The sequence below is a fragment of the Rhizobium pantanalense genome, assembly GCF_030182525.1.
GTDB lineage: Bacteria > Pseudomonadota > Alphaproteobacteria > Rhizobiales > Rhizobiaceae > Rhizobium.
The window spans coordinates 17,192-36,073 of sequence record NZ_JAQJCH010000009.1 but is presented as its reverse complement, the minus strand read 5'-3'; the positions used below and the strand labels follow the sequence as shown (position 1 = coordinate 36,073).

Annotated in this window: 17 protein-coding genes; 1 reads left to right on the top strand and 16 read right to left on the bottom strand. The window is 60.0% G+C overall.

Features of this window, described 5'->3' with window-relative positions; all coding sequences use genetic code 11:
* Window positions 1-55: 55 nt before the first annotated feature.
* The 5 genes from PH558_RS22535 to PH558_RS22515 are packed head-to-tail and all read right to left on the bottom strand — an operon-like array spanning window position 56 to window position 4,309.
* Window positions 56-1,027, bottom strand: coding sequence for a 5-oxoprolinase subunit C family protein (locus PH558_RS22535; protein WP_285206629.1), 972 nt, complete (start codon window positions 1,025-1,027; stop codon window positions 56-58).
* The gene (locus PH558_RS22530; RefSeq protein ID WP_285206627.1) at window positions 1,017-1,892 is read right to left on the bottom strand and encodes a 5-oxoprolinase subunit B family protein; all 876 of its coding nucleotides are present in this window, start codon (window positions 1,890-1,892) and stop codon (window positions 1,017-1,019) included. The genes PH558_RS22535 and PH558_RS22530 overlap by 11 nt, the downstream gene beginning before the upstream one ends.
* Complete coding sequence (locus PH558_RS22525; RefSeq protein ID WP_285206622.1) at window positions 1,892-3,277, bottom strand: acetyl-CoA carboxylase biotin carboxylase subunit; 1,386 nt, start codon at window positions 3,275-3,277, stop codon at window positions 1,892-1,894. The genes PH558_RS22530 and PH558_RS22525 overlap by 1 nt, the downstream gene beginning before the upstream one ends.
* The gene (locus PH558_RS22520; protein WP_113409448.1) at window positions 3,274-3,516 is read right to left on the bottom strand and encodes an acetyl-CoA carboxylase; all 243 of its coding nucleotides are present in this window, start codon (window positions 3,514-3,516) and stop codon (window positions 3,274-3,276) included. Before PH558_RS22520 ends, PH558_RS22525 begins: the two co-directional genes overlap by 4 nt.
* Window positions 3,503-4,309 (bottom strand): 5-oxoprolinase subunit PxpA, encoded by an 807-nt coding sequence (locus PH558_RS22515; protein WP_113409447.1) that lies wholly within the window; start codon window positions 4,307-4,309, stop codon window positions 3,503-3,505. The genes PH558_RS22520 and PH558_RS22515 overlap by 14 nt, the downstream gene beginning before the upstream one ends.
* A 259-nt stretch (window positions 4,310-4,568) precedes the next feature.
* On the opposite strand from PH558_RS22515, the gene PH558_RS22510 reads away from it, so the two are divergent.
* Window positions 4,569-5,477, top strand: coding sequence for a LysR family transcriptional regulator (locus PH558_RS22510; protein ID WP_113409446.1), 909 nt, complete (start codon window positions 4,569-4,571; stop codon window positions 5,475-5,477).
* A gap of 84 nt (window positions 5,478-5,561) precedes the next feature.
* Here the strand turns inward: PH558_RS22510 and PH558_RS22505 are convergent, their stop codons facing one another.
* The 11 genes from PH558_RS22505 to PH558_RS22455 all read right to left on the bottom strand — a co-directional run bounded on the left by PH558_RS22505 (window position 5,562) and on the right by PH558_RS22455 (window position 18,818).
* Window positions 5,562-7,298 (bottom strand): pilus assembly protein TadG-related protein, encoded by a 1,737-nt coding sequence (locus PH558_RS22505; protein WP_285206621.1) that lies wholly within the window; start codon window positions 7,296-7,298, stop codon window positions 5,562-5,564.
* Window positions 7,298-7,720 carry a TadE/TadG family type IV pilus assembly protein gene (locus tag PH558_RS22500; RefSeq protein ID WP_113409444.1) on the bottom strand — a complete coding sequence of 141 codons (423 nt, stop codon included), beginning with the start codon at window positions 7,718-7,720 and terminating at the stop codon, window positions 7,298-7,300. Before PH558_RS22500 ends, PH558_RS22505 begins: the two co-directional genes overlap by 1 nt.
* 143 nt (window positions 7,721-7,863) lie before the next feature.
* Window positions 7,864-8,049 (bottom strand): hypothetical protein, encoded by a 186-nt coding sequence (locus tag PH558_RS22495; protein WP_285206620.1) that lies wholly within the window; start codon window positions 8,047-8,049, stop codon window positions 7,864-7,866.
* Window positions 8,050-8,259 (bottom strand): hypothetical protein, encoded by a 210-nt coding sequence (locus PH558_RS22490; protein WP_095437258.1) that lies wholly within the window; start codon window positions 8,257-8,259, stop codon window positions 8,050-8,052.
* Between the two features lie 73 nt (window positions 8,260-8,332).
* On the bottom strand, window positions 8,333-9,133 hold the full coding sequence (locus PH558_RS22485; RefSeq protein ID WP_285206617.1) for an ABC transporter permease: 801 nt from the start codon (window positions 9,131-9,133) through the stop codon (window positions 8,333-8,335).
* Window positions 9,130-9,984: an ABC transporter permease gene (locus PH558_RS22480; protein ID WP_285206615.1), complete on the bottom strand. Its 855-nt coding sequence runs from the start codon at window positions 9,982-9,984 to the stop codon at window positions 9,130-9,132. Before PH558_RS22480 ends, PH558_RS22485 begins: the two co-directional genes overlap by 4 nt.
* 93 nt (window positions 9,985-10,077) lie before the next feature.
* Window positions 10,078-11,250 carry an ABC transporter substrate-binding protein gene (locus PH558_RS22475; protein WP_285206614.1) on the bottom strand — a complete coding sequence of 391 codons (1,173 nt, stop codon included), beginning with the start codon at window positions 11,248-11,250 and terminating at the stop codon, window positions 10,078-10,080.
* Window positions 11,251-11,298: 48 nt separating this feature from the next.
* Window positions 11,299-12,396, bottom strand: a complete 1,098-nt coding sequence (locus PH558_RS22470; RefSeq protein ID WP_285206611.1) for an ABC transporter ATP-binding protein — start codon at window positions 12,394-12,396, stop codon at window positions 11,299-11,301.
* 1 nt (window position 12,397) lies between these two features.
* Window positions 12,398-14,461: a hydantoinase/oxoprolinase family protein gene (locus PH558_RS22465; RefSeq protein ID WP_285206606.1), complete on the bottom strand. Its 2,064-nt coding sequence runs from the start codon at window positions 14,459-14,461 to the stop codon at window positions 12,398-12,400.
* Window positions 14,458-16,152 (bottom strand): hydantoinase B/oxoprolinase family protein, encoded by a 1,695-nt coding sequence (locus PH558_RS22460; RefSeq protein ID WP_285206602.1) that lies wholly within the window; start codon window positions 16,150-16,152, stop codon window positions 14,458-14,460. The genes PH558_RS22465 and PH558_RS22460 overlap by 4 nt, the downstream gene beginning before the upstream one ends.
* A gap of 98 nt (window positions 16,153-16,250) precedes the next feature.
* On the bottom strand, window positions 16,251-18,818 hold the full coding sequence (locus PH558_RS22455; RefSeq protein WP_285206599.1) for a winged helix-turn-helix domain-containing protein: 2,568 nt from the start codon (window positions 18,816-18,818) through the stop codon (window positions 16,251-16,253).
* Window positions 18,819-18,882: the final 64 nt, after the last annotated feature.

The window sequence follows — 18,882 nt, the reverse complement described above, 5'->3', positions numbered from 1 at the left end:
AACTCCATCTGTGCCGGAAATGGGGGATCGAAGGGCCAGCCATCTGATTGATCCCTTACGCCAGAGCAGCGCGAAGACGCGCAAGCAATGCCTGCTGGTCCGCCCGCGCCGCCAGTGCCTGATCCATGGTGACCTCCACGAATTGCGTCGGCATATGCGGCTGCAGTTGGGCGATCAGATCCATGTCGGCCGAGATCACCGTTCCCAGCATGAAATAGCCGCCGCCGGAGACGGCATCGCGATGCAGGATGATAGGCTCCGTTCCGCCCGGCACCTGGATGGAGCCATAGGGATAGCAGCTGTCCACGATATTCGACGGATCCGAACCGGCGCCGAAGGGTTGCTTGCGCTCGACGAATTCGAGCTTGCGGCCGCCGCGGAAGCGATATCCCATGCGATCGGCCTCCGGCGCCACCTTCCATTGGTCGGCAAAAAAGTTGCTCTTCGTCTGTTCAGTCAACCGATCCCAATAGAGCCCTGGTAAAACCCGGAGCTCCGCCGGTGTACCCGGCTTGCGTCGTAGCTCCTCTGCAACAGATCTGCCCGCGCTATCCAGGGAGCCGGAGCCAACGGGAAGCTCATCTCCGGTAGCGATAGCCTTGCCGTCAAGGCCACCGAGCGCGCCGATCACATAGGTCGATCGGCTACCCAGCGCTTCGGGAACGTCGATGCCGCCAGACACCGCAATGCAGATTCGCGCCCCGGATTTCAGAAAGTCAAAGCTTACGGTCTGCCCTGCCTTAACCTCGAGCGCCGTCCATCCCGGCTGCACCTCGCCGTCGATCCTGACGGGCATGTCCGCACCGGTCACGGCAATCAGCGCATCGTCGAGAAATTCGAGCTTAGGCCCCATGAAGACGGCTTCGAGCCCGGCCGCACCCTCATCGTTGCCAACGAGAAGATTTGCCGCCCGCATCGCATAGCGATCCATGGCGCCGCCAACGGGAATGCCGAGATGGAAATAGCCGGGCCGTCCGAGATCCTGAATCGTAGTGGAAAGGCCGTGATGAAGAACCTTAATGGCCATGCAGCGCGCCCTCCAGCTTGGCGTTGTAGCCGTCGATATCGGCCTGGTATTGCCTAAGATCGAAGCTGACCTCGCGGATTGGCGGCGCGAAGCGGCCCTTGTCGACATCCTCGACCGCCTGGTCGTAACCGTCGCGATCGATAGGCCGGAATTTCACAATGTCGCCGGGGCGGAAGAACACCATGAAATCGCGCAGGTAGCTTGTCGATTGCGTGGGGTCGAAGATCGGCATCGGCGTGATGCCGAACATCTGATAGCCGCCAGCCCCGCGCACCGAATAGATGCAGCCGAAGCAGCCGCCATGTCCCACAGTCAGCCGCGGCGTATCGGTGCGTGGGCGCAGATATTTCGGCACCTCGATCTGCCGCTGCCGCTCCACCATCTGATACATGAAGGGCAGGCCGGCGACGAAGCCGACCATGGAGACGAACCATGGCGATCCGGCATGGGCCGAGATGAAATCCTTCACCGCGTCATAGCCGTTGATCCTGGCGGCATAGTCCAGATCGGTCCCCGTCGGCTCCTGATGCCGCTCGCGGAAACGCATTAGCGTCTCATGGGTCCAGGGATCATTGTAGAAAACCGGGATTTCGACGATGCGGGTGGTAATGACCGGCTCCGCCTTTTCGGCGGCTCCTTCAATTGCCTTGACCTCGCGCAGGAGATCGTCCGGCTTGATTATGTCGGGATCGAACTTGATCTGGAAGGAGGCATTGGCGGGGCAGATTTCGGTGACGCCGTTGATGGCGCTCTCGCGGACACCCTTGGCCATCGACAGGCTTTTGAAGAAGGCTTCGAGAGACATCTCGTCGCTGCATTCGACGAAGAGATGCTCGTCACCTCCGAACGTAAAGCGAGCTGGCATTAGGCAACCTCCGCCGATACGCCGTCAACCGCGGCAAAATCGGTCTCCAGCCAGGATTCGAGAAAACGCGTGTGGAATGCGCCCTTGCGCACGGATGAGTCGCGCGCGAGCGCCAGGTGCAGCGGGATCGTCGTCCGCAGGCCTTCGATCGTCAGATTGGAAAGAGCGCTTGCCAACCTATCCAGGCAGGTATCGCGATCCTCGGCCCAGACGATCAGCTTGCCGAGCAGGGAATCATAGAAGGGCGGCACGGTATAGCCGGCATAGAGCATCGTATCGAAGCGGATGCCTTCACCTTCCGGAATGGAAAGCCGAGTCACGGTGCCCGGCGCCGGCAGAAAGCCCTTGGCCGGGTCCTCGGCATTGATCCGGCATTCGATGGCATGGCCGCGCGTCCGAATATCGGATTGCGACAGCGACAGGGGAGCGCCGCCGGCCACCTTGAACATCTCCTGCACCAAATCGATGCCGGTAATCATTTCGGTTATCGGGTGTTCGACCTGGATGCGCGTGTTCACTTCGATGAAATAGAACTGCCTGCTATCCTCGTCGTAGAGATATTCGACCGTGCCTGCGCCGCGATAACCGACTTCCGCCGCAAGCGCGACGGCGCTGGCGCAGAGGCGCTGCCTGATCTCATCGGGAAGCAGAAAAGCCTGCGCTTCCTCCCACACCTTCTGGCGGCGGCGCTGCAGCGAGCATTCGCGTTCGAAACAATGCACGAAATTCCGCCCGTCGCCGAAAATCTGCACCTCGATATGGCGGGCTCGGGTGATGACCTTCTCCATGTAGAGGCCGCCATCGCCGAAAGCGGCGGCCGCCTCCGCCGAGGCAAGCGGGAACTGCTCCCTGAGCTCGGCCAGCGAGTGGACGATGCGGATGCCGCGCCCGCCGCCACCGGCTGCGGCTTTGATCATGACGGGAAAACCGGTGCGCTCGGCAATCGCCTCTGCAGCCGCAATATCCGCCACGCGACCATCACTTCCCGGTACTGTCGGAACGCCGGCCCGTTTCGCAATCTCGCGGGCTGCCACCTTGTCACCGAGCAGCCGGATCGCCTCGCCGCTTGGCCCGATGAAAATCATGCCCGCCGCCTCGACGGCATCGGCGAAATCTCCATTTTCGGACAGAAACCCATAGCCCGGATGGACGGCATCGACACCAGCAGCCTGCGCGGCCGCGATGATGGCTTCGATATTCAGGTAGGATTTCTTCGGGGCCGGCGAGCCGATATTGATTGCCTCGTCCGCGAGCTTCACTGCAAGCATGTCGGCATCTGCGGCGCTGTGGACCTGCACCGTGCGGATGCCGAGCGCTTTGGCAGCCCCGATGATCCTGACGGCGATTTCGCCGCGATTGGCGATCAGAACCGAGCGGATCATCATGGATCCACCTCCGCGATGATTTGCCCGGCCATGACAGGCTCTTCATTGTCGACGAGGAAGGTGATGTTCTTGCCGTCGAGCCCGGCCGGAATCTGCTGGAAGGTTTTCATGACCTCGATGAGGCCGATCGTATCACTGGCAGCAACGGCATCGCCATCAGCTTTGAAGGGCGGCGTATCCGGAGAGGAAGCCCGGTAGAAGGTTCCCGGAAGGGGTGATCTGATCTCAAGCTTGCTCATGGGACCTCCGCGCTGCGTCGCTGTTCAAAATCTGTGAAACGGGTGCAATCCTGATACCCTCGGCAATGAGGGCTTCGCGCATGTGGCGCACGATATCGAGCGCACCCAAAGTATCAGAATGAAAACAGATGGAATCGAAGGCGATGGGGATATCTGCACCGTTGACGGTACGCACGACACCTTCGGTGCAAGCTCTCACGACCTTGCGGGCAATTGCCTTTGGATCAGGGCGACCGGCGTCCCTGGTAAAGACGATCCAGCCCATATCACCGTAGTCGCGATCGGCATAGAACTCGCGCACGATAGGCTGGGCGGCCTCCTGCGCAGCAAGGCAGGTTGCCGAGCCATCCATGCAGAACACAAACATGTTCGGCGCCACGGTGCGCATATATTGTATGAAGATCTGCGAAAGATCGGCGTTCGCCGCCAACTCCATATAGAGAGCACCATGCGGCTTTACATGCTGGACGGGCACGCCATGGCGCCTGGCGAACTCCCGTAACGCACCGACCTGATAGATCAGATCGTTGACGATCTCGCGGCTGGTTCCGTTGATCTTGCGTCGCCCGAAGCCCTGGAGATCGTTATAGCCGGGATGAGCCCCGACGCCGACGCCGTGGGCAGCTGCCAACCGCACGGTCTCATCCATCAGATTGGGATCGCCGGCGTGAAAACCGGTGGCAATATTGGCCGAACTGATGAGCGCGATAAGCTCCTCGTCATGCGTATCACCGATCCGCCATCGGCCGAAGGCCTCCCCCATGTCGCAATTGATATCGACAGCTTCCTTCAAATGCCTTCCCTCGCACCTGCGCCCCGATCGGGACCGATATGGAAACGCTAGAGGCAAAGGCTGCCTTTGAAAAATACAATTTTCAAAGGTGCGATATCTGATAAACTGATGTTTATGCTTAAAATTGCGTCAGAAAATATCTTGTAATATCAATTATATATTGAAATTGCGCACGCTTTTGTCGAAAATCAGCTCGTTTTAGATCCATGCAATCTGAATCGCAGCAGATGTTTTCAGATAAATAGATGGGAAGAACATCATGAGCTTGAGCCTGCGGCAGCTTCGCTACTTCGTCGCGACGGCGGAATATGGACAGATCTCGCACGCGGCCGTCAGCCTGTCGATCTCACAATCAGCCGTGACTGCGGCAATCAAGGATCTCGAACTCACGGTCGGCGTCTCTCTGTTCAATCGTACGCCACAGGGCATGGACCTGACGACAGCGGGCCGGCAATTCCTGTCCCATGCCTATGAGATCCTGGCGAAGGTTGACGAGGCGACCCATCTCAACCTCGTCAGCAGCGACATCGAAGGCGAACTCGTCGTCGCAGCGACCTATACCGTCATCGGCTATTTCCTGCCGATGCATATCGAGCGTATCCGCCGCCTCTATCCGAAGCTGAAAATCCAGCTCTACGAAGTCAATCGCGAGTCGATCGAGGAAGGCTTGCTGAGCAATCGCTACGACATCTCGGTCTTGCTGACTTCCAACATCCTCAATCCGATGCTGATGACCGAAACGCTTCTAAGTTCGGTCAGGCGACTCTGGCTGCCAGCCGGCCACGAACTGCAACGTCGCGACGGGATAGGTCTGCGTGAAATCGCCGAAGAACCCTACATCATGCTGACGGTCGACGAGGCGGCACATTCTTCGCTGCGCTACTGGAGCCGAAGCCCCTATCAACCGAAGGTGCTCCTGAGGACCAGTTCGATCGAAGCCGTCAGATCGATGGTGGCGAACGGCCTCGGCGTGGCCATTTTGTCGGACATGGTGCATCGCCCCTGGTCGCTGGAGGGAAGGCGCATCGAGACCGTCAATATACAGGACCCGGTTCCGCCCATGGATGTAGGGCTCGCCTGGCGAGCCAATGTCGAGTTCAGCCAGCCAATGCTTGCCTTCAGGCGCTATTTCCAGCAGGCCTACAGCCTGCCGGGCACGAATTCCTGATCCGATCGGTTGGCAATCGAGCTCCTCGTTCGAGACAAAACTGGATTTGGTGCGCGCGGCTCGGCCATAGGCGCCGCGAAGCCGTTACTGTACCAGCACAGGCTGCGTGCATCTTGCGTCGGTAACGCTCACATCAGCTTGCCCGATACCAAGACCGAGGAGGCCGAGCAGGCCGTACAGAACCTGATCGAGCGGCGCGGTCACGACCGATAGCGTATCGGCAACGGCTGAAAGCACTCCCGACGGCGTTCCGATGGTCAAGATGAGCAATTGGATGGTGATGGTCGCGTTTTTCAGGAGCGATGAGACCGTGGATGTCAGGACGGTACTCGTTGAAACCGTCTTGATCGTGCCCGCCGAGATCTCCGAAGGCTGAAAGTTCAATCGTGTCGGGCTCATGTTGGCGATATCGACCTGCGCGCTCGCAATCACTTTGAGAAGGAGGGAATCGATGATCGCTGCCGGCGTCACCCGCGGCTCGGAGCCGAAGTTTACGAAGGCAGACGTGTTGACATCGCCCAGATCTACCTCGGCAACACCGGGCACGGCGTCTATCCCGACGACCGCGTTCGGCATGGAGCCGCCGACACAGGTGATAGAGGCAAGTTTGGCTTCCGCGGGAGCAAGCTCTATATAGAGCGGCACCCTGAGCTTTAGCCCGGCGATCAGGGACAGGCCGGTGACGGCGACTTCTAGCGCGGCACGAACCTGCGGCGTGCGAACAATCGTGCCCGGGGCGCCCACCGCAAGGGCCGGCGTCTGCTGAGACATTTCCCCGATCGCCAGCGTCAGCTTTGCCGTCGCAACGCCCGGTAATGCGGCTCCGAGATCGAGTGCGATCTGCTTTTGCTGGTTGGCCGCCATTGCGGTCGTTGAAATTAGATCCAGCACATTCATATTGGCCGTCAGATTGGGGGAAGTGCCGACGATATTGCTCCCTAAAGGACCAAGGTTCACGATATCCTGCAGCTTGACGGTCAGTTTCGTCGTGCCGAGCGTCTTACCAAGATTGTTGATGAGGGTGACGACACCGCTCGAAAGATTGGTCGATTTACCGAGTGCACCAAGAATCTTGTCATAGGTGACATCGGTCGCGAGAAGCTGGTCATAGCTTACCCCTGTAAGCTTGAGATCCGTCGCCAGGAGATTGAGAAAACTCAGAAGATTGACATTCGCGCTTATGAGCGACTGATAGTCCGCGACCTTTAAGGAGATCTGCGTTCCCAGCAACGTGCCAAGGAGCTGGTTCAAAATACCGCCATTGAGGCTCGCAAGTCGCGATCCCACCGAAAAGGCAGCCAGACGCTCGCTCGACGCGGTGCCCGTCGCGCTCAGGGTCGGCGGCGTGGCAAAGGCGGAAGCGAAAGGCATCACTGCCTTTTGGGTCAATGTCACCTTGACGGAATCGTACGGCGAGGTTCCCGTAGAGGAGAAGCGGTTTGCAAGCGGGATCGATGTATCTGCCGTGTAGGTGCCGAGGACCAGATTGGCCACGGTCTCATATTGACCGGAGTTGGCCGCAGCTGCGGTGACGAGCCCGTTGCTCGTCATATAGTTGCTGCCGGAGGCAACTGCCGCGGTCGTGCCATTGCTCTGGAGATTGTTCAGAAGCGCAGTCCGCGCATTTGCGATATCGGAAGCAGCCGATATCGCGCCGATGTCGCTCAACTGCTGCAGGCGCCGTTGCTGCAGCGTCATCATGCCGTAATCAATGCCGAGGCCAAGGCAATAGAGGATGAGGGGCGAGACGAGCGCAGTCGTGACGGCGACGTTTCCTCGCCTGTCCCGCAGAGAGGCCAGCCGCCCGAGAAGCCGCTGCATCAGAGACCTCCGAGCCGAATGGTCGAATAGCGGCGGATGGTTTGATCCGGCATCGCAAAGGTATAGAGGTTCCAGATCGGAAGATCCGACGCGTCATAGCTGGCGCTGACGGTGAATTGATTGGCATTGGTCGGGTCGGTGGCGACGGTTATCGTCAACTTGCTCTTGTCGATGAAAGCGTCGTTGATCGTCGAATTGGTGACGAAGCTTTGAACCAGCTGGCTTCGCTCGTTCGCCGACAACCCGGCGATTGCTGTGCGGGCAGCATCGGCCGTTAATTGCTGCAACGAATGAGCAGCGGTAAGATAGATGGCAAAGGCAACAAGCGTGAGAAGCAGAAGGAAAAAAAGCGGCGCGATGAGAGCGAATTCGACTGCTGCGGCGCCCTCTTTCTCCCTGTTGAAATGAGAAACACGATACATGGTCCTGTCTCCTTCAATCGACCTTCATCTGCGCGATGACAGTCGAGGAGACCTTAGGCTTCGGACGTTAATTTTATATTTCTAAATAAGATATTTTCTAATATTATTTATATCTTAAAGATATCGAATACTTAACCAAATCATTATTTCACTGGGAATAATCTGCCTTGGCAAAATCCTGAGCATGAAAAACTTGCCAGATAGAATATTAGCACCATGACCTTCCGTTTGCAGTCGATGGAAATCTTTCCTTTCCAGCCGCTGCTTCTCGCCCGCGCCGTACCTTCGACAGCGCCAGCCTTTTCGATGCCCAGATCAATAGCAGACATCTACTTTTTCTTCGGCACCAGATCCCAGCCGCCCTGGATGTTTCTCACGAAACGGCAGTTTCCTTTGTAATAGGTGACGGCACCCGTCCGATCCACCTTGATAGACGTGGGCGGCAATTGCGTCGCTGCCTTCAGCCGCTCGACCATGTCAAGCGCCTCCTGCCTCTTTCCCGCGCGGATCAGCGCCATCAGTTTCGACTCTTGTTTCATCCTCTATACTCCCGTTGATGGAGGTCTAAGGGCGGGCGGAACTTGCGACTTGTCAGTCCTATTTGCATATCGATCACCCCACTCGGCGTTGCATGAGCAGCGAACGCAGTGCCACGGCCACCACGCAGACGCTGGAAACAAGGAAGATTGCGCCCGACATCGCATAGATCGTCGGCGACGCACCGGCATTCATCTTGCCGAACAGCACGACCGGCAAGGTGTTCTGGCGGCCTGCCAGATAGAAGGCGCGCGTGAATTCGTTAAGTGACAGCAGGAACGAAAAGATGAAGGCGCTGACGAGGCCGGGCCGGATCAATGGCAGGGTAATATCCCAGAACTGCCGGAAGCGTCCGGCACCGAGATCGTCCGCCGCCATCAGGTAGGTCCGCTTGACCGCGGCAAAACTTGTCAGGATGACGATGAAGGCGAAGGGCATCGCCCATAGAAGATGGCCGGCAATGACAGTCAAAGCCGATGCCTTCACGCCGGCACGGCTGATGACCGTCGATAGTGCCAGCCCCTGGATGACGCCGGGTACGAACATTGGCAGCAGCACAGTCAAAAACCACAGGCTGCGCCCGCGATGAAGCTCGCGATGCGCCAGCGCCGCACCGAGCGACAGCAGCGTTGCAATGACAGCCGTCACAAGCGCAATAACGATCGACTGGCCGAGCGCGGCGACCAGTGCGCTTTCCGAGCCGATCGCGAGGTACCATTTCAGGGTGATGTCGGAGAAATGCGGCAGTCCCGGCTGCAGCGCCGGGTTGAACGAGACACCGAGCAGGTAAAGCGGCGGCGCATAGATCACCATGAGGCCGAAAATGGTCAGCGCCCAGATGACGATGCGCGGGGTTGCTCCTTCCCTGACGATCATTGGCCTCGCTCCTCGAATAGCGAGGAGAGGCCGAACAGGGCATCCCCGATCAGCACCAGCCCAAAGACGATGACGAGCATCAGAGTCGAAATCGCAAAGGCGAGCGGAAAATTGGCGACGCGCATGACGTCGTTGATCATCACCGAGACGATTGAAGCGCCGGCACCGCCGAGCATCTGCACCTCCGTCGAGGAGCCGGCAACCATGACGAAGACGAACAGGAAGCCAGCGAAGACGCCGGAATAGGTCAGCGGTAGCAGGACGGTGCGGACCATCGTCCAGAACCCGGCGCCGAGATCGCGCGAGGCCGCAAGCGCGATCGGATCGACGCGGCGCATGGAAAGCAGGATGGGGAAGGTCGCGAACGGCAGATAGGAGGCGACCAGCCCGACGATGACAGCGAAATTGCTGAACAGCAGCCAGTCGAGCGGCGCATCGGTGATGCCAGCCTGCTGAAGGAGCGTGTTGATGACACCGGTACGGCCGAGCAGCAGCCGCCAGGAGAAGGAACGAATGAGATAGGACGTGAAAAACGGGATGGTAAGCAGGGCCGCAAGCACGACAGACAGGGTGCGGCCAGCCAGGAAATACATCGCATAGGCGGTGGGATAGGCGATGATGAGGCAGATAGCTGATGCCAGGAACGCCTTGCCAAGGGTGGACAGGAACACGCTCCACCGCCCGGCCTCCAGAATGGCGCCGTAAGCGGCGAGGCTGAATTCCGGCTTGATCCAGTAGGTGGCGGAATCCCAGGCGCAGAAGCTCCACACGATAACGAGAACGAGCGGCGCAAGGCCGAGCACGAGGATCGCCGCAAGCGGAGCAGCAAGCAATAGAACTGGTGTCTTCATGGTCTAACCCTCCTTTCTCTCGGCGTGGATACCGTTGGCTCGGGGCCGACCTGTCCTTCGGCAGATGTGCCAGCCCCGATCCATCGTGTTAAATCAGGCGTTGCGCAGCTTCTGCCACCACTCCTCGTAGAGTTGGAAATTGTCCGGGCGGCAATTCTGCCAGTAGACCTTTCCGGAGAACTTGGCCTTCACATGTTCGGCAAGCTTGGCAACGTCATCGGCCTTATATTCATCCGGATGGGCCTTGGCGTAGGCGAGGTTGTTGTCGGTCGGCACGAGATAGCCGCGCGCCTTGCCGAGCTCGCAACCGTAGAGGCCGGCAAGCAGGCCATCGACGAACTTGTGGGCGACGTCGACCTTGCCGCGCTCCGTGGCCCCCTTGAGCAGCACCGTGTTGTTGCCCCAGCCTTCGTAGCCTTCGACGGGAGCTGCATACTCCACCTGAAGTCCGCGCTTGCGACCTTCATAGACAATCGGCTCCCAGCCGGTCATGGCGTCGACTTCTTCGTTCGCCACCAGCTGCACGCCCTGTTCCCAGCCATTCCAGAAGGTGCGGAACTGGCCATCCTTCTTGTGCTTGATCAGGAACTCCATGACGAGACCGAGCTCGGATTCCGTCAGATTGCCTGGCTCCTTGATCGGCTTGTTCTCGGCTTCCTTCAGGTAGATGGCGGTAAAGATCGCGCTGTTGATCCACGCGTCCTCCATCGCGACCCGACCCTTCAACTTGGGATCGAAGATGACGCCATAGCTGTCGACCTTGCCGAGTTTGTCGGGGCGGTAGATGATGGAGTCGGCGTTGACGACGGTGGGAATGCCGTACTGCTTGCCCTCATAGGTCAAGGTCGGGATATCCTTGGCCCATTGCCAGATGCCGGCGAAATTCGAGATCTTGGAGACGTCCCAGGGGGCAATCAGACCCTGCTTGGCAAGCTCGCGCTCGGCGCCGCCCTGAAAGCCGCCGACATCGAAGAGATCGTTGGCATTGCCGGCGGCAAGGCGCGCGACCACCGGCCCGACATCGTTGCCGTTATCGGTAAACTCGGGCGAAACGCCACTCTGGCGGGTAAACTCCTGCCATTTGTCGCCGATATCGAGCGTGGCGGTGCCCCAGAATGCAACCGCAGCATCATCGGCCATGGCACTCGTTGCAGAAAGCCCGCCGACGGTGAGTGCGGCTGCACCCGCGCCCATCAGCTTGAGCATGTCACGGCGCTGCATGTTACTCCTCAAGGCGGAGGAGACGAGATTATTGCTCTTGTTCATCGTGTCATTCCCTTCCCTCATTTTTCGCTTGTGTTAGCTATTCGGGTTCTACTCATCGCCTCCAGCCAGAGCCGGTATTCCGGAACGATCAATCAGGAGCGCAGCACCCGGCTTTAGACACACGCGCACGCTTTCGCCCGGCAAGGGCGGAGTCGCGTCCGCGCTAGTCGTTAACACCACGCGCTGGCTGTCGGCGAAAGCGAGCGTAACGTCATGGCTGAGTCCGCGATAGATGCTTTCGACAACCTTAAGTTCAATTATTTCGCCCGCCTCTTCGGCAGCCGGGATCAGCTCAATTCGGTCTGGGCGGATTGCGACAAGCGCATCGGACGGAGGCGCCGCTCCGGAAAAGCTCGCACCGATGCGCTGTCCCGCAACCGTAACGAGAGCCCTGCCGCCTGAAACCGAAATGCTTTCGGGCCTGAGGAGCGTATCGATGCCGACAAAACGGGCAACGAAGGCATTGGCCGGTGCTTCGAAGAAGCGCGACGGCACATCGGTCTGCTCGATCCGCCCCTTGTGCATGACAGCCATCCGATCGGAAAGGCTGAGCGCCTCGTCCTGATTGTGGGTAACCAGGATAAAGGTCGCACCGGTACGCTTGTGAAGGCGGCCGAATTCGTCGCGCATCTGCTGGCGCAACCGCTCGTCAAGCCCGGTCAGAGGTTCGTCGAGCAGAAGAATGCCCGGTTCCATGACGAGCGCGCGAGCCAGCGCAACGCGCTGGCGCTGGCCGCCTGAGAGGAGATTGACGTCGCGATCCGCAAAACCCGAAAGTTCGACGAGGTCCAGTGCGCCATCGACCTTGCTTTTCAGGGCGGCACCGGACAACCCGCGCAACTTCAGCCCATAGCCGACATTCTGTGCGACATTCATATGCGGAAAGAGCCCGAGCGACTGGAAAACGGTATTCACCGGTCGGCGGTTGGCCGGAACATCTGCCACGTCCCTTCCATCGAAAAGCACACGGCCCGAGGTGGGCTTGTCGAAGCCGCCGATCAGCTTCAGCAGAGAACTCTTGCCGCAACCGGACGAGCCGAGCAGCGTAAAGAACTCCCCTGTCCTGATGTCGAGCGTCACGTCGTCGACGGCACGCGTCGGCCCGTAATTTCTGACGATATGGTCGAGACCGATCGCTATCGCCATACTAGACGCTTCCTCCGTCCCGTTCGCGGATGAGCAGCAAGCCCTCCTCGCTCACTTCCAGTTCCTGTCCGGCAACAACCAGCGAGGTCGCGGTTGCCTCCTCGATGATGAGCGGGCCGGCAATCCTTTCGGAAGACGGGAGTCGCGTGCGCTCGTAGACGGGGCAGGATACCCAACCGGTCGTGCCGCCGAAATAGACTTCGCGGCGCCCCTTGAAGGCTGCATCCAGCGAGCGGCCGGTGCGATCGAGTTTTGGAATGGCGATGACCGGGCCGTGGAGCACAGCCTCCAGGTGGATCATGGTAATCTCCACCGGCGAACCGAGCAGGCAGAAGGTATAGGCGCGTTCATGGGCGGCATGGAAGCGTTGTGCAAAGCTTTCGGCATCATCCTCCATTTCGAAGAGAGCGAAGACGCCATGCTCCTGTCCGCGATAGCGGGCTTCGACGCGACAGGCATAGCGTATCTCCGCCGCATCGCCTTTGGAGAAATATTTGACCGCCTCACGCTTCAGTTCGTCGAAGCGACGCTTCAGATTGCTGATGGCTTCAGGGCCAAGGGGAGAGAACCACGTGCTGCGGAAATCGGCGCGTGGCTCCGCCGCCAGCATTCCCCATGCCGAAAAGATGCCGGGATGCGGCGGCACCACAGTCATCTTCACACCGAGATCGCGCCCGAGGCGGGCGGCAAGCGCCGGCCCCGCACCCCCGGAAATGACGAAAGCGGCATCGCGCGGATCATGGCCGCGCTGGACGGTTACCAGCTTCAACGCATTGATCATCGACGCATGCGCGATCTCGACGATCGCGAGCGCCGCATCCTCGACCGATAGCCCCATCGGCTTGGCAACCGTCGCGATTGCCGTCGCAGCCTTGGACTTGTCGAGCTGCATCTGGCCGCCGGCAAAGCTTGCCGGATCGAAGATGCCGAGCGTCAGCAAAGCATCGGATAGCGTCGGCTTGTCGCCGCCACGGCCATAGCAGGCGGGCCCGGGTGTCGAGCCGGCACTTTCAGGGCCGACGCAGAGCGCGCCGCGCTCGTCGATGCGGGCAATCGAGCCGCCGCCGGCACCAATTTCGACGATATCGACCACCGGCACCTGCACCGGATAGCCCGGCGCGATGCGGGTGTGCTCGAGCTTGTATTCACTGTCGAGCGTCGGGCGGCTATCATGGATCAGCGAGCATTTCGCCGTCGTGCCACCGACGTCGAGCGACAGCACTTCGGATTCGCCAAGCACGGTGCCGATACGCGCGGCACCCGCCACACCGCCGGCCGGGCCGGATTCGACCAATGTCAGCGGGCTCATCTGCGCCTGATCGAACGTGGAGATGCCGCCGTTCGACTGCATGGCATAATAGGGGCAGGTGAGATCGCGCTCGGTCAGCGCGCTTTCAAGCCGCGCAAAGTAGCGCTTGATGATCGGCTGCACATAGGCGTTGAGCACGGCCGTATTGGAACGCTCATATTCCCGCCATTGACGGGAAACCTCGTGGCTGGCGCAAACCGTGACATCCGGCAGCGCTTCGGCGATCGCCTTGGCACAGGCAATCTCATGCTCCGGATTGGCGTAGCTGTGAAGGAAGACGACGGCGACCGCCTCGACCCTGCGGGCGCGGCATTCACGGACGATCGGCTCGATATCGCCAAGCTCGATAGGCGTCAGCACCCGACCCTTGGCATCCAGGCGTTCGCGCACCTCGAAGCGCAGGCTGCGCGGAACGAAGGCTTCCGGGCTCTTGAACTGGAGATTGTAGAGATCGGGGCGATTGCCGCGGCCGATTTCCAGCACGTCACGAAATCCTGCAGTGGTGACCAGCGCCGTCTTGACGCCCTTGCGCTCTGTAATCGCATTGATGACGGTCGTTCCGCCATGGGCGAAAAAGATCACATCGCGCGCCGAAAGCCCATCCTTCTTCTCGGCGAGCTCGATTGCCGCAAGCACACCTTCGGATTGGTCATGAACGGTCGTCAGGCTCTTGGCGGTGAAGATTTCGCCCGTGCGCTCATCATAACCGACGAGGTCGGTAAAGGTACCGCCTACATCCGTCGCCAGCCTGATCATGACGCCATACCTTCTTCATATCCATACAGGTTGCGTGCTACCTCCCGAGTGAGGTAGCCGTCTTCTACATCGCGGCGGACCTGTTCCCGTTCGCGAGCACGCGGATTGCCCCAGCCGCCTCCGCCGCCAGTGATGATCCGCACGAGATCGCCGCGATTCAGTTCGATATGCGGCTCGCGGCCGAAATTACGGACGTTCCCGCCGTTCTCTTCCACCTGCAGAAGATTGATGCTGCCGGGCTTGCCGCCGTCTATGCCCCAAGGGGGCGTGTCCGTTCGCCCGAAGCTGCAATAGGCGGAAGCGCCTTCTCCGAGGATTTCATATTCGCGAATGACACCGAAACCGCCGCGACGGCGGCCCGCGCCCGATCCCCCTTCAACGTTCAGCTCATAGCGGCGCACGAGCAAGGGAAAACGGGCTTCGATGACCTCGACGGAGTAATTATAGGTATCGCCATCGGTGAGCGCGATCACTGCATTGGCGCCGTCGCCATCCCTGCTCGCCCCCCAGCCGCCATGCTGCGGCTCGATATGGATAAATGGCTGCCCCGCCTCGTCCTTGCCGGAAACATAGACGACGCAGAGGCTCGTATAGGAACCGGCGGAGAACCGCTCCGGCATCAGCTTGGCAACGGCCTTCCAGACGAGTTCTGAAGCATGCACCGAACCCTCGTAATACCAGCCTGTCGGTGACGGCTTCTCGGCGGTGAAAACCGAGCCTTTCGGTGCAACGACGGAGAGTGGCCGGAACCAGCCCTCATTGGACGGCGCCTGCGGCGCGACCAGCGCCTTGAAGATGGTGCGCACCGCCGACTGCAGCGCGCCCGCCGCACAATTGATCGGGCCTGCGACGGCCGGCGGGCAACCGGTGAAGTCCGCCGTCAGGCGATCGCCGGCGATCGTGACAGCCACTTTGACGGAGATGGGATCGGTGGTGACACCATCCCCGTCGATGATATCTTCCGCCTCATAGGTGCCATCGGGCAGTGCGGCGATAGCGGCGCGTGCCTGCTTCTCGCTGACCGACAGGAGGTGATTAAACGCGGCTTCGATGACATCGGTGCCATATTTGTGCGCAAGCTCGGCCATACGTCTGGCGGCAACGCGGACAGTCGCAACCTGCGCAGTGAGATCGCCGATCGCGACTTCGGGCAGACGGACATTCTCACGGATGATACGCAGGACCTCCCCCGAAAAGCGATCGCTGCGCACGACTTTCACGCCCGGCAACCTCAATCCCTCCTGAAAGACGGAGGTGGCGTTCGGCGCAAGAGAACCTGGAACCGAGCCACCGACATCGAGATAATGGGCGACATTGATGGCATAGGCCAATATCCGGCCTCCGAAGAAGATCGGCTTGACGATGGCGAAATCGCAGGCATGCGTGCCCCCGGAATAGGGATCGTTCGTAAGCAGGATGTCGCCATCTTCCAGATCGTCGCCGTAGAGCGCGATCAGCGACTTGACCTGCGTGCCGAAAGTGCCGGTGAACAGGGTGATGCCGTTCATCTGCGCCACGAGCTCACCATCACGGGTGAGGAGACCGCAGGCGAAATCAAGCACTTCATAGATCACCGGGCTCATTGAGGTCCTGGCCATGACCACGCCCATCTCGTCGACCGTGGCTGCCAGCTTGCCTTCGATAATCTCCTGTGTCACCGGATCGACGACGATCACGAATCTACCTCTCATTATTATATTCGCACGAGTGCAGATTAGGTGTTTTTTTGTCCGTCGATAGCCTTCCCGATGGGTGGGCGGGCGCCTCAAAACCTACCCGAACGGGTAGGTTAGCGGTCGAGCATGCCCTTTTGACGCGCTGCGGTCACGGCCGCAGTCCGCGTCGAGACGTTGAGCTTCGCAAAGATATTGCGCAGGTGAAACTTGATCGTATTGTCGGACAAGGCCAGAATCCGGCCGATTTCCTTGTTGGAAAGCCCTGAACTCAGCAGTTCCAGCACCATCCGCTCCCGGCCGGTAAAGGCATAGCCGCCATCATCGGCGGCTGGTTCGTGCACCGTCTCACCACTCATGAGCAGAGACTGGAGACGCCTTCGAGGGACGTTTGCGACGGTTGGATGATTGGCGAGTGCGCGAAGCTCGCCGAGTCCCGCGGAGTGATCGAGATGAAGCAGTGCCCGGTAATCGTCGAGGGGGGTCGTCAGCACGAGATCGGAAAGGCTGGCGGCGGCAAGATCCGCGCGGCCTTCCGCCAGAAGGATCCCTATTTCGATGAGAGCAAGCTCAATCGCGCGCGGAACATGTGGACGTTGCGACTGACGCATCCTGAACTGATCAAAGACCTCGCGCGCATTGGCCTTCTCGCCAAGAGCCAGGTAGGCGCGTGTCCAGAAGATCGCTGGCGTGGCTCCGCGCAGATGGATAGCCAGCGCATTGGCGCGATCTGAAACGATTGCCTGCATGCCGAAGCCGTTGGCCTCCGCATGCCGGATTGCCTGATCGAGATCGCCCGATGCCATGAGCAGCATGGCACGCTCGCCGTCAATCAGTCGCGTAAGCCGATCGAAGCCGCGCCGTCGCGCCACGGCGCGAATGCGATCCATCGCCGCGTGGGCGGCAAGCAAATCCTCGCGCATGCGCAGGATTCGTTGCTCGGCCATGAAGCCCGCCGCCAGAAGGTCAAACCAGGTATCGTGAAGCTCAAGATGAGGCAGCGCCCATCCAAGCATCTCCGCCGCTGGCTCCGCCTCGCCGCGCATCGACAGAACCTCGGCCTTCAACACCTGGCCGACGGCATCGAGATCGCTGCCCGGACCGATATTGGTCTGCGCTTCGCAGATCAGCTCTTCGTAGGCCGACAGAGCGCTCGCACAATCACCGGAGAGAAAGAAGGCCTGGCCGATATGGGTATAAAGGTGCATGGCGCCGAAATCGGCGCCACCGTCGCGAAAGGCGCGAATGGCCAGATGCCCGTAGTGCAATGCCCGGTCAAGCTCGCTGCGGATCAGGAAATTGTAGGAAAGCATGTTAAGCGCGAGCGCGCGATGAATGAGCTCCATTCCATCCGGCTGCCGCAAATCATCTTCGAGTGCGGAAAGATCGGCCGCTGTCGCCCAGTGATCCGTGTAAAGCGCCAGAAGGATGCGCACGACGCGCAGGTCCTTTGCCAAGGTCGGGTCTACAGTCGCGGCCCGCTCGGCGATGACAAGATAATGATTGGCCGCAGCAAGCTGCGCCGCCTTGGCGTTGAAGATCGAGAGCCCAAGTGTCGCAAGCGGAAAGCGAACGAGATCGATTTCCGAGGCGCGTCCGCTCAAGGCCTGAAAGAGCGTCGCGCCGCCGCGCGTTGTGGCATAGACGCGCCGCCAGCCGCCGGCGGTTTCGACGATGCGCGCGGCAAGATTAGCGTCGCCCGCCGTAAGCGCATGATGCACGGCCCGATCTATGTCGCCCTGCGCCTCAAACCAGTGGGCGGCACGATTGAGTGCAAGATTGGCATCGATACCCCTGCGGCTGGCGGTCTTCTTCAGGAACTCGTTGAAGACCGGATGAAACCGCATCCAGTTGCCGGGGCCTGCCAGTAATGTGACAGGGAGTGCGTAGTCGGCCAGCCTCTCGCTGAGATCCGCCTGTTCTCTGCTTTCCAGCACAGCTTCGAGCAACGAATGATTGAAGGCCGGAAGGGCGGCCGTGCCGATGAGAAACTCACGTATGTCTTCAGGCAGATGTTCGAACACCTGCTCCGACAGGTAGGAGCCCATGTCAGCACCGCCGCCGTCGAAAGAGGCCAAAATGCTGTCGCTCTCCTCCGATTCTGATACGAGCAGGCTCACCATCTGCAGCGCGACCGCCCATCCTTCGGTCCGACGATTGAAGGAACCGACCTGTTCCTCTGTCAAATGAGTGCCCTTACCAGCGAAAAGCTCTCCCGCTTCGGCATCGGTAAAGCCAAGCTCGGCAACACCGAACTGTTTGAACTCGCCACGCAACCGCAATGCGGAGAGCGGAAAGCGCGGCGGACTGCGGCTGACCAGCACCAGCTTGACGTGTTCGAGCGAGAGGTCGGCGAGGATCTTCGCCATCAGCGCCTCGGTCGCATCCGTCTGGGCGAAATGATAGTCGTCGAGAAAGACGACGAGCGGTCCTTCGATCTTGCGCAGGCGGGTCGCTAGCACCGAAAGCAATGCTGCCGGGGGCAGGTTGCCGGCATCAGCCCCGTCCTCATGAAGCAGCGTCTGCAAGGCATCGATCAACGCGAGCAGAAAGGCTTCCTGATTGGTATGTTCGGCATCGAGCGACACCCAGCAGAGCTTGACACCATCCTCCTTCAACAGTTCGTACCATTGGACGGCAAGGGAGGTCTTGCCATACCCGGCAGGTGCGACAATGGTCGTCAAACGGCGCAGTCCGGCCCGCCGGAGCTGCCGCAACAGGTCGCTACGTCTGATTGTTTGCTGCCCA

Bases quoted from the DNA above. Each gene is read 5' to 3' on its own strand.
- PH558_RS22535 (WP_285206629.1), bottom strand. From the start codon at position 1,027: ATGGCCATTAAGGTTCTTCATCACGGCCTTTCCACTACGATTCAGGAT.
- PH558_RS22530 (WP_285206627.1), bottom strand. From the start codon at position 1,892: ATGCCAGCTCGCTTTACGTTCGGAGGTGACGAGCATCTCTTCGTCGAA.
- PH558_RS22525 (WP_285206622.1), bottom strand. From the start codon at position 3,277: ATGATGATCCGCTCGGTTCTGATCGCCAATCGCGGCGAAATCGCCGTC.
- PH558_RS22520 (WP_113409448.1), bottom strand. From the start codon at position 3,516: ATGAGCAAGCTTGAGATCAGATCACCCCTTCCGGGAACCTTCTACCGG.
- PH558_RS22510 (WP_113409446.1), top strand. From the start codon at position 4,569: ATGAGCTTGAGCCTGCGGCAGCTTCGCTACTTCGTCGCGACGGCGGAA.
- PH558_RS22505 (WP_285206621.1), bottom strand. From the start codon at position 7,298: ATGCAGCGGCTTCTCGGGCGGCTGGCCTCTCTGCGGGACAGGCGAGGA.
- PH558_RS22500 (WP_113409444.1), bottom strand. From the start codon at position 7,720: ATGTATCGTGTTTCTCATTTCAACAGGGAGAAAGAGGGCGCCGCAGCA.
- PH558_RS22495 (WP_285206620.1), bottom strand. From the start codon at position 8,049: ATGTCTGCTATTGATCTGGGCATCGAAAAGGCTGGCGCTGTCGAAGGT.
- PH558_RS22490 (WP_095437258.1), bottom strand. From the start codon at position 8,259: ATGAAACAAGAGTCGAAACTGATGGCGCTGATCCGCGCGGGAAAGAGG.
- PH558_RS22485 (WP_285206617.1), bottom strand. From the start codon at position 9,133: ATGATCGTCAGGGAAGGAGCAACCCCGCGCATCGTCATCTGGGCGCTG.
- PH558_RS22480 (WP_285206615.1), bottom strand. From the start codon at position 9,984: ATGAAGACACCAGTTCTATTGCTTGCTGCTCCGCTTGCGGCGATCCTC.
- PH558_RS22475 (WP_285206614.1), bottom strand. From the start codon at position 11,250: ATGAACAAGAGCAATAATCTCGTCTCCTCCGCCTTGAGGAGTAACATG.
- PH558_RS22470 (WP_285206611.1), bottom strand. From the start codon at position 12,396: ATGGCGATAGCGATCGGTCTCGACCATATCGTCAGAAATTACGGGCCG.
- PH558_RS22465 (WP_285206606.1), bottom strand. From the start codon at position 14,461: ATGATCAGGCTGGCGACGGATGTAGGCGGTACCTTTACCGACCTCGTC.
- PH558_RS22460 (WP_285206602.1), bottom strand. From the start codon at position 16,152: ATGAGAGGTAGATTCGTGATCGTCGTCGATCCGGTGACACAGGAGATT.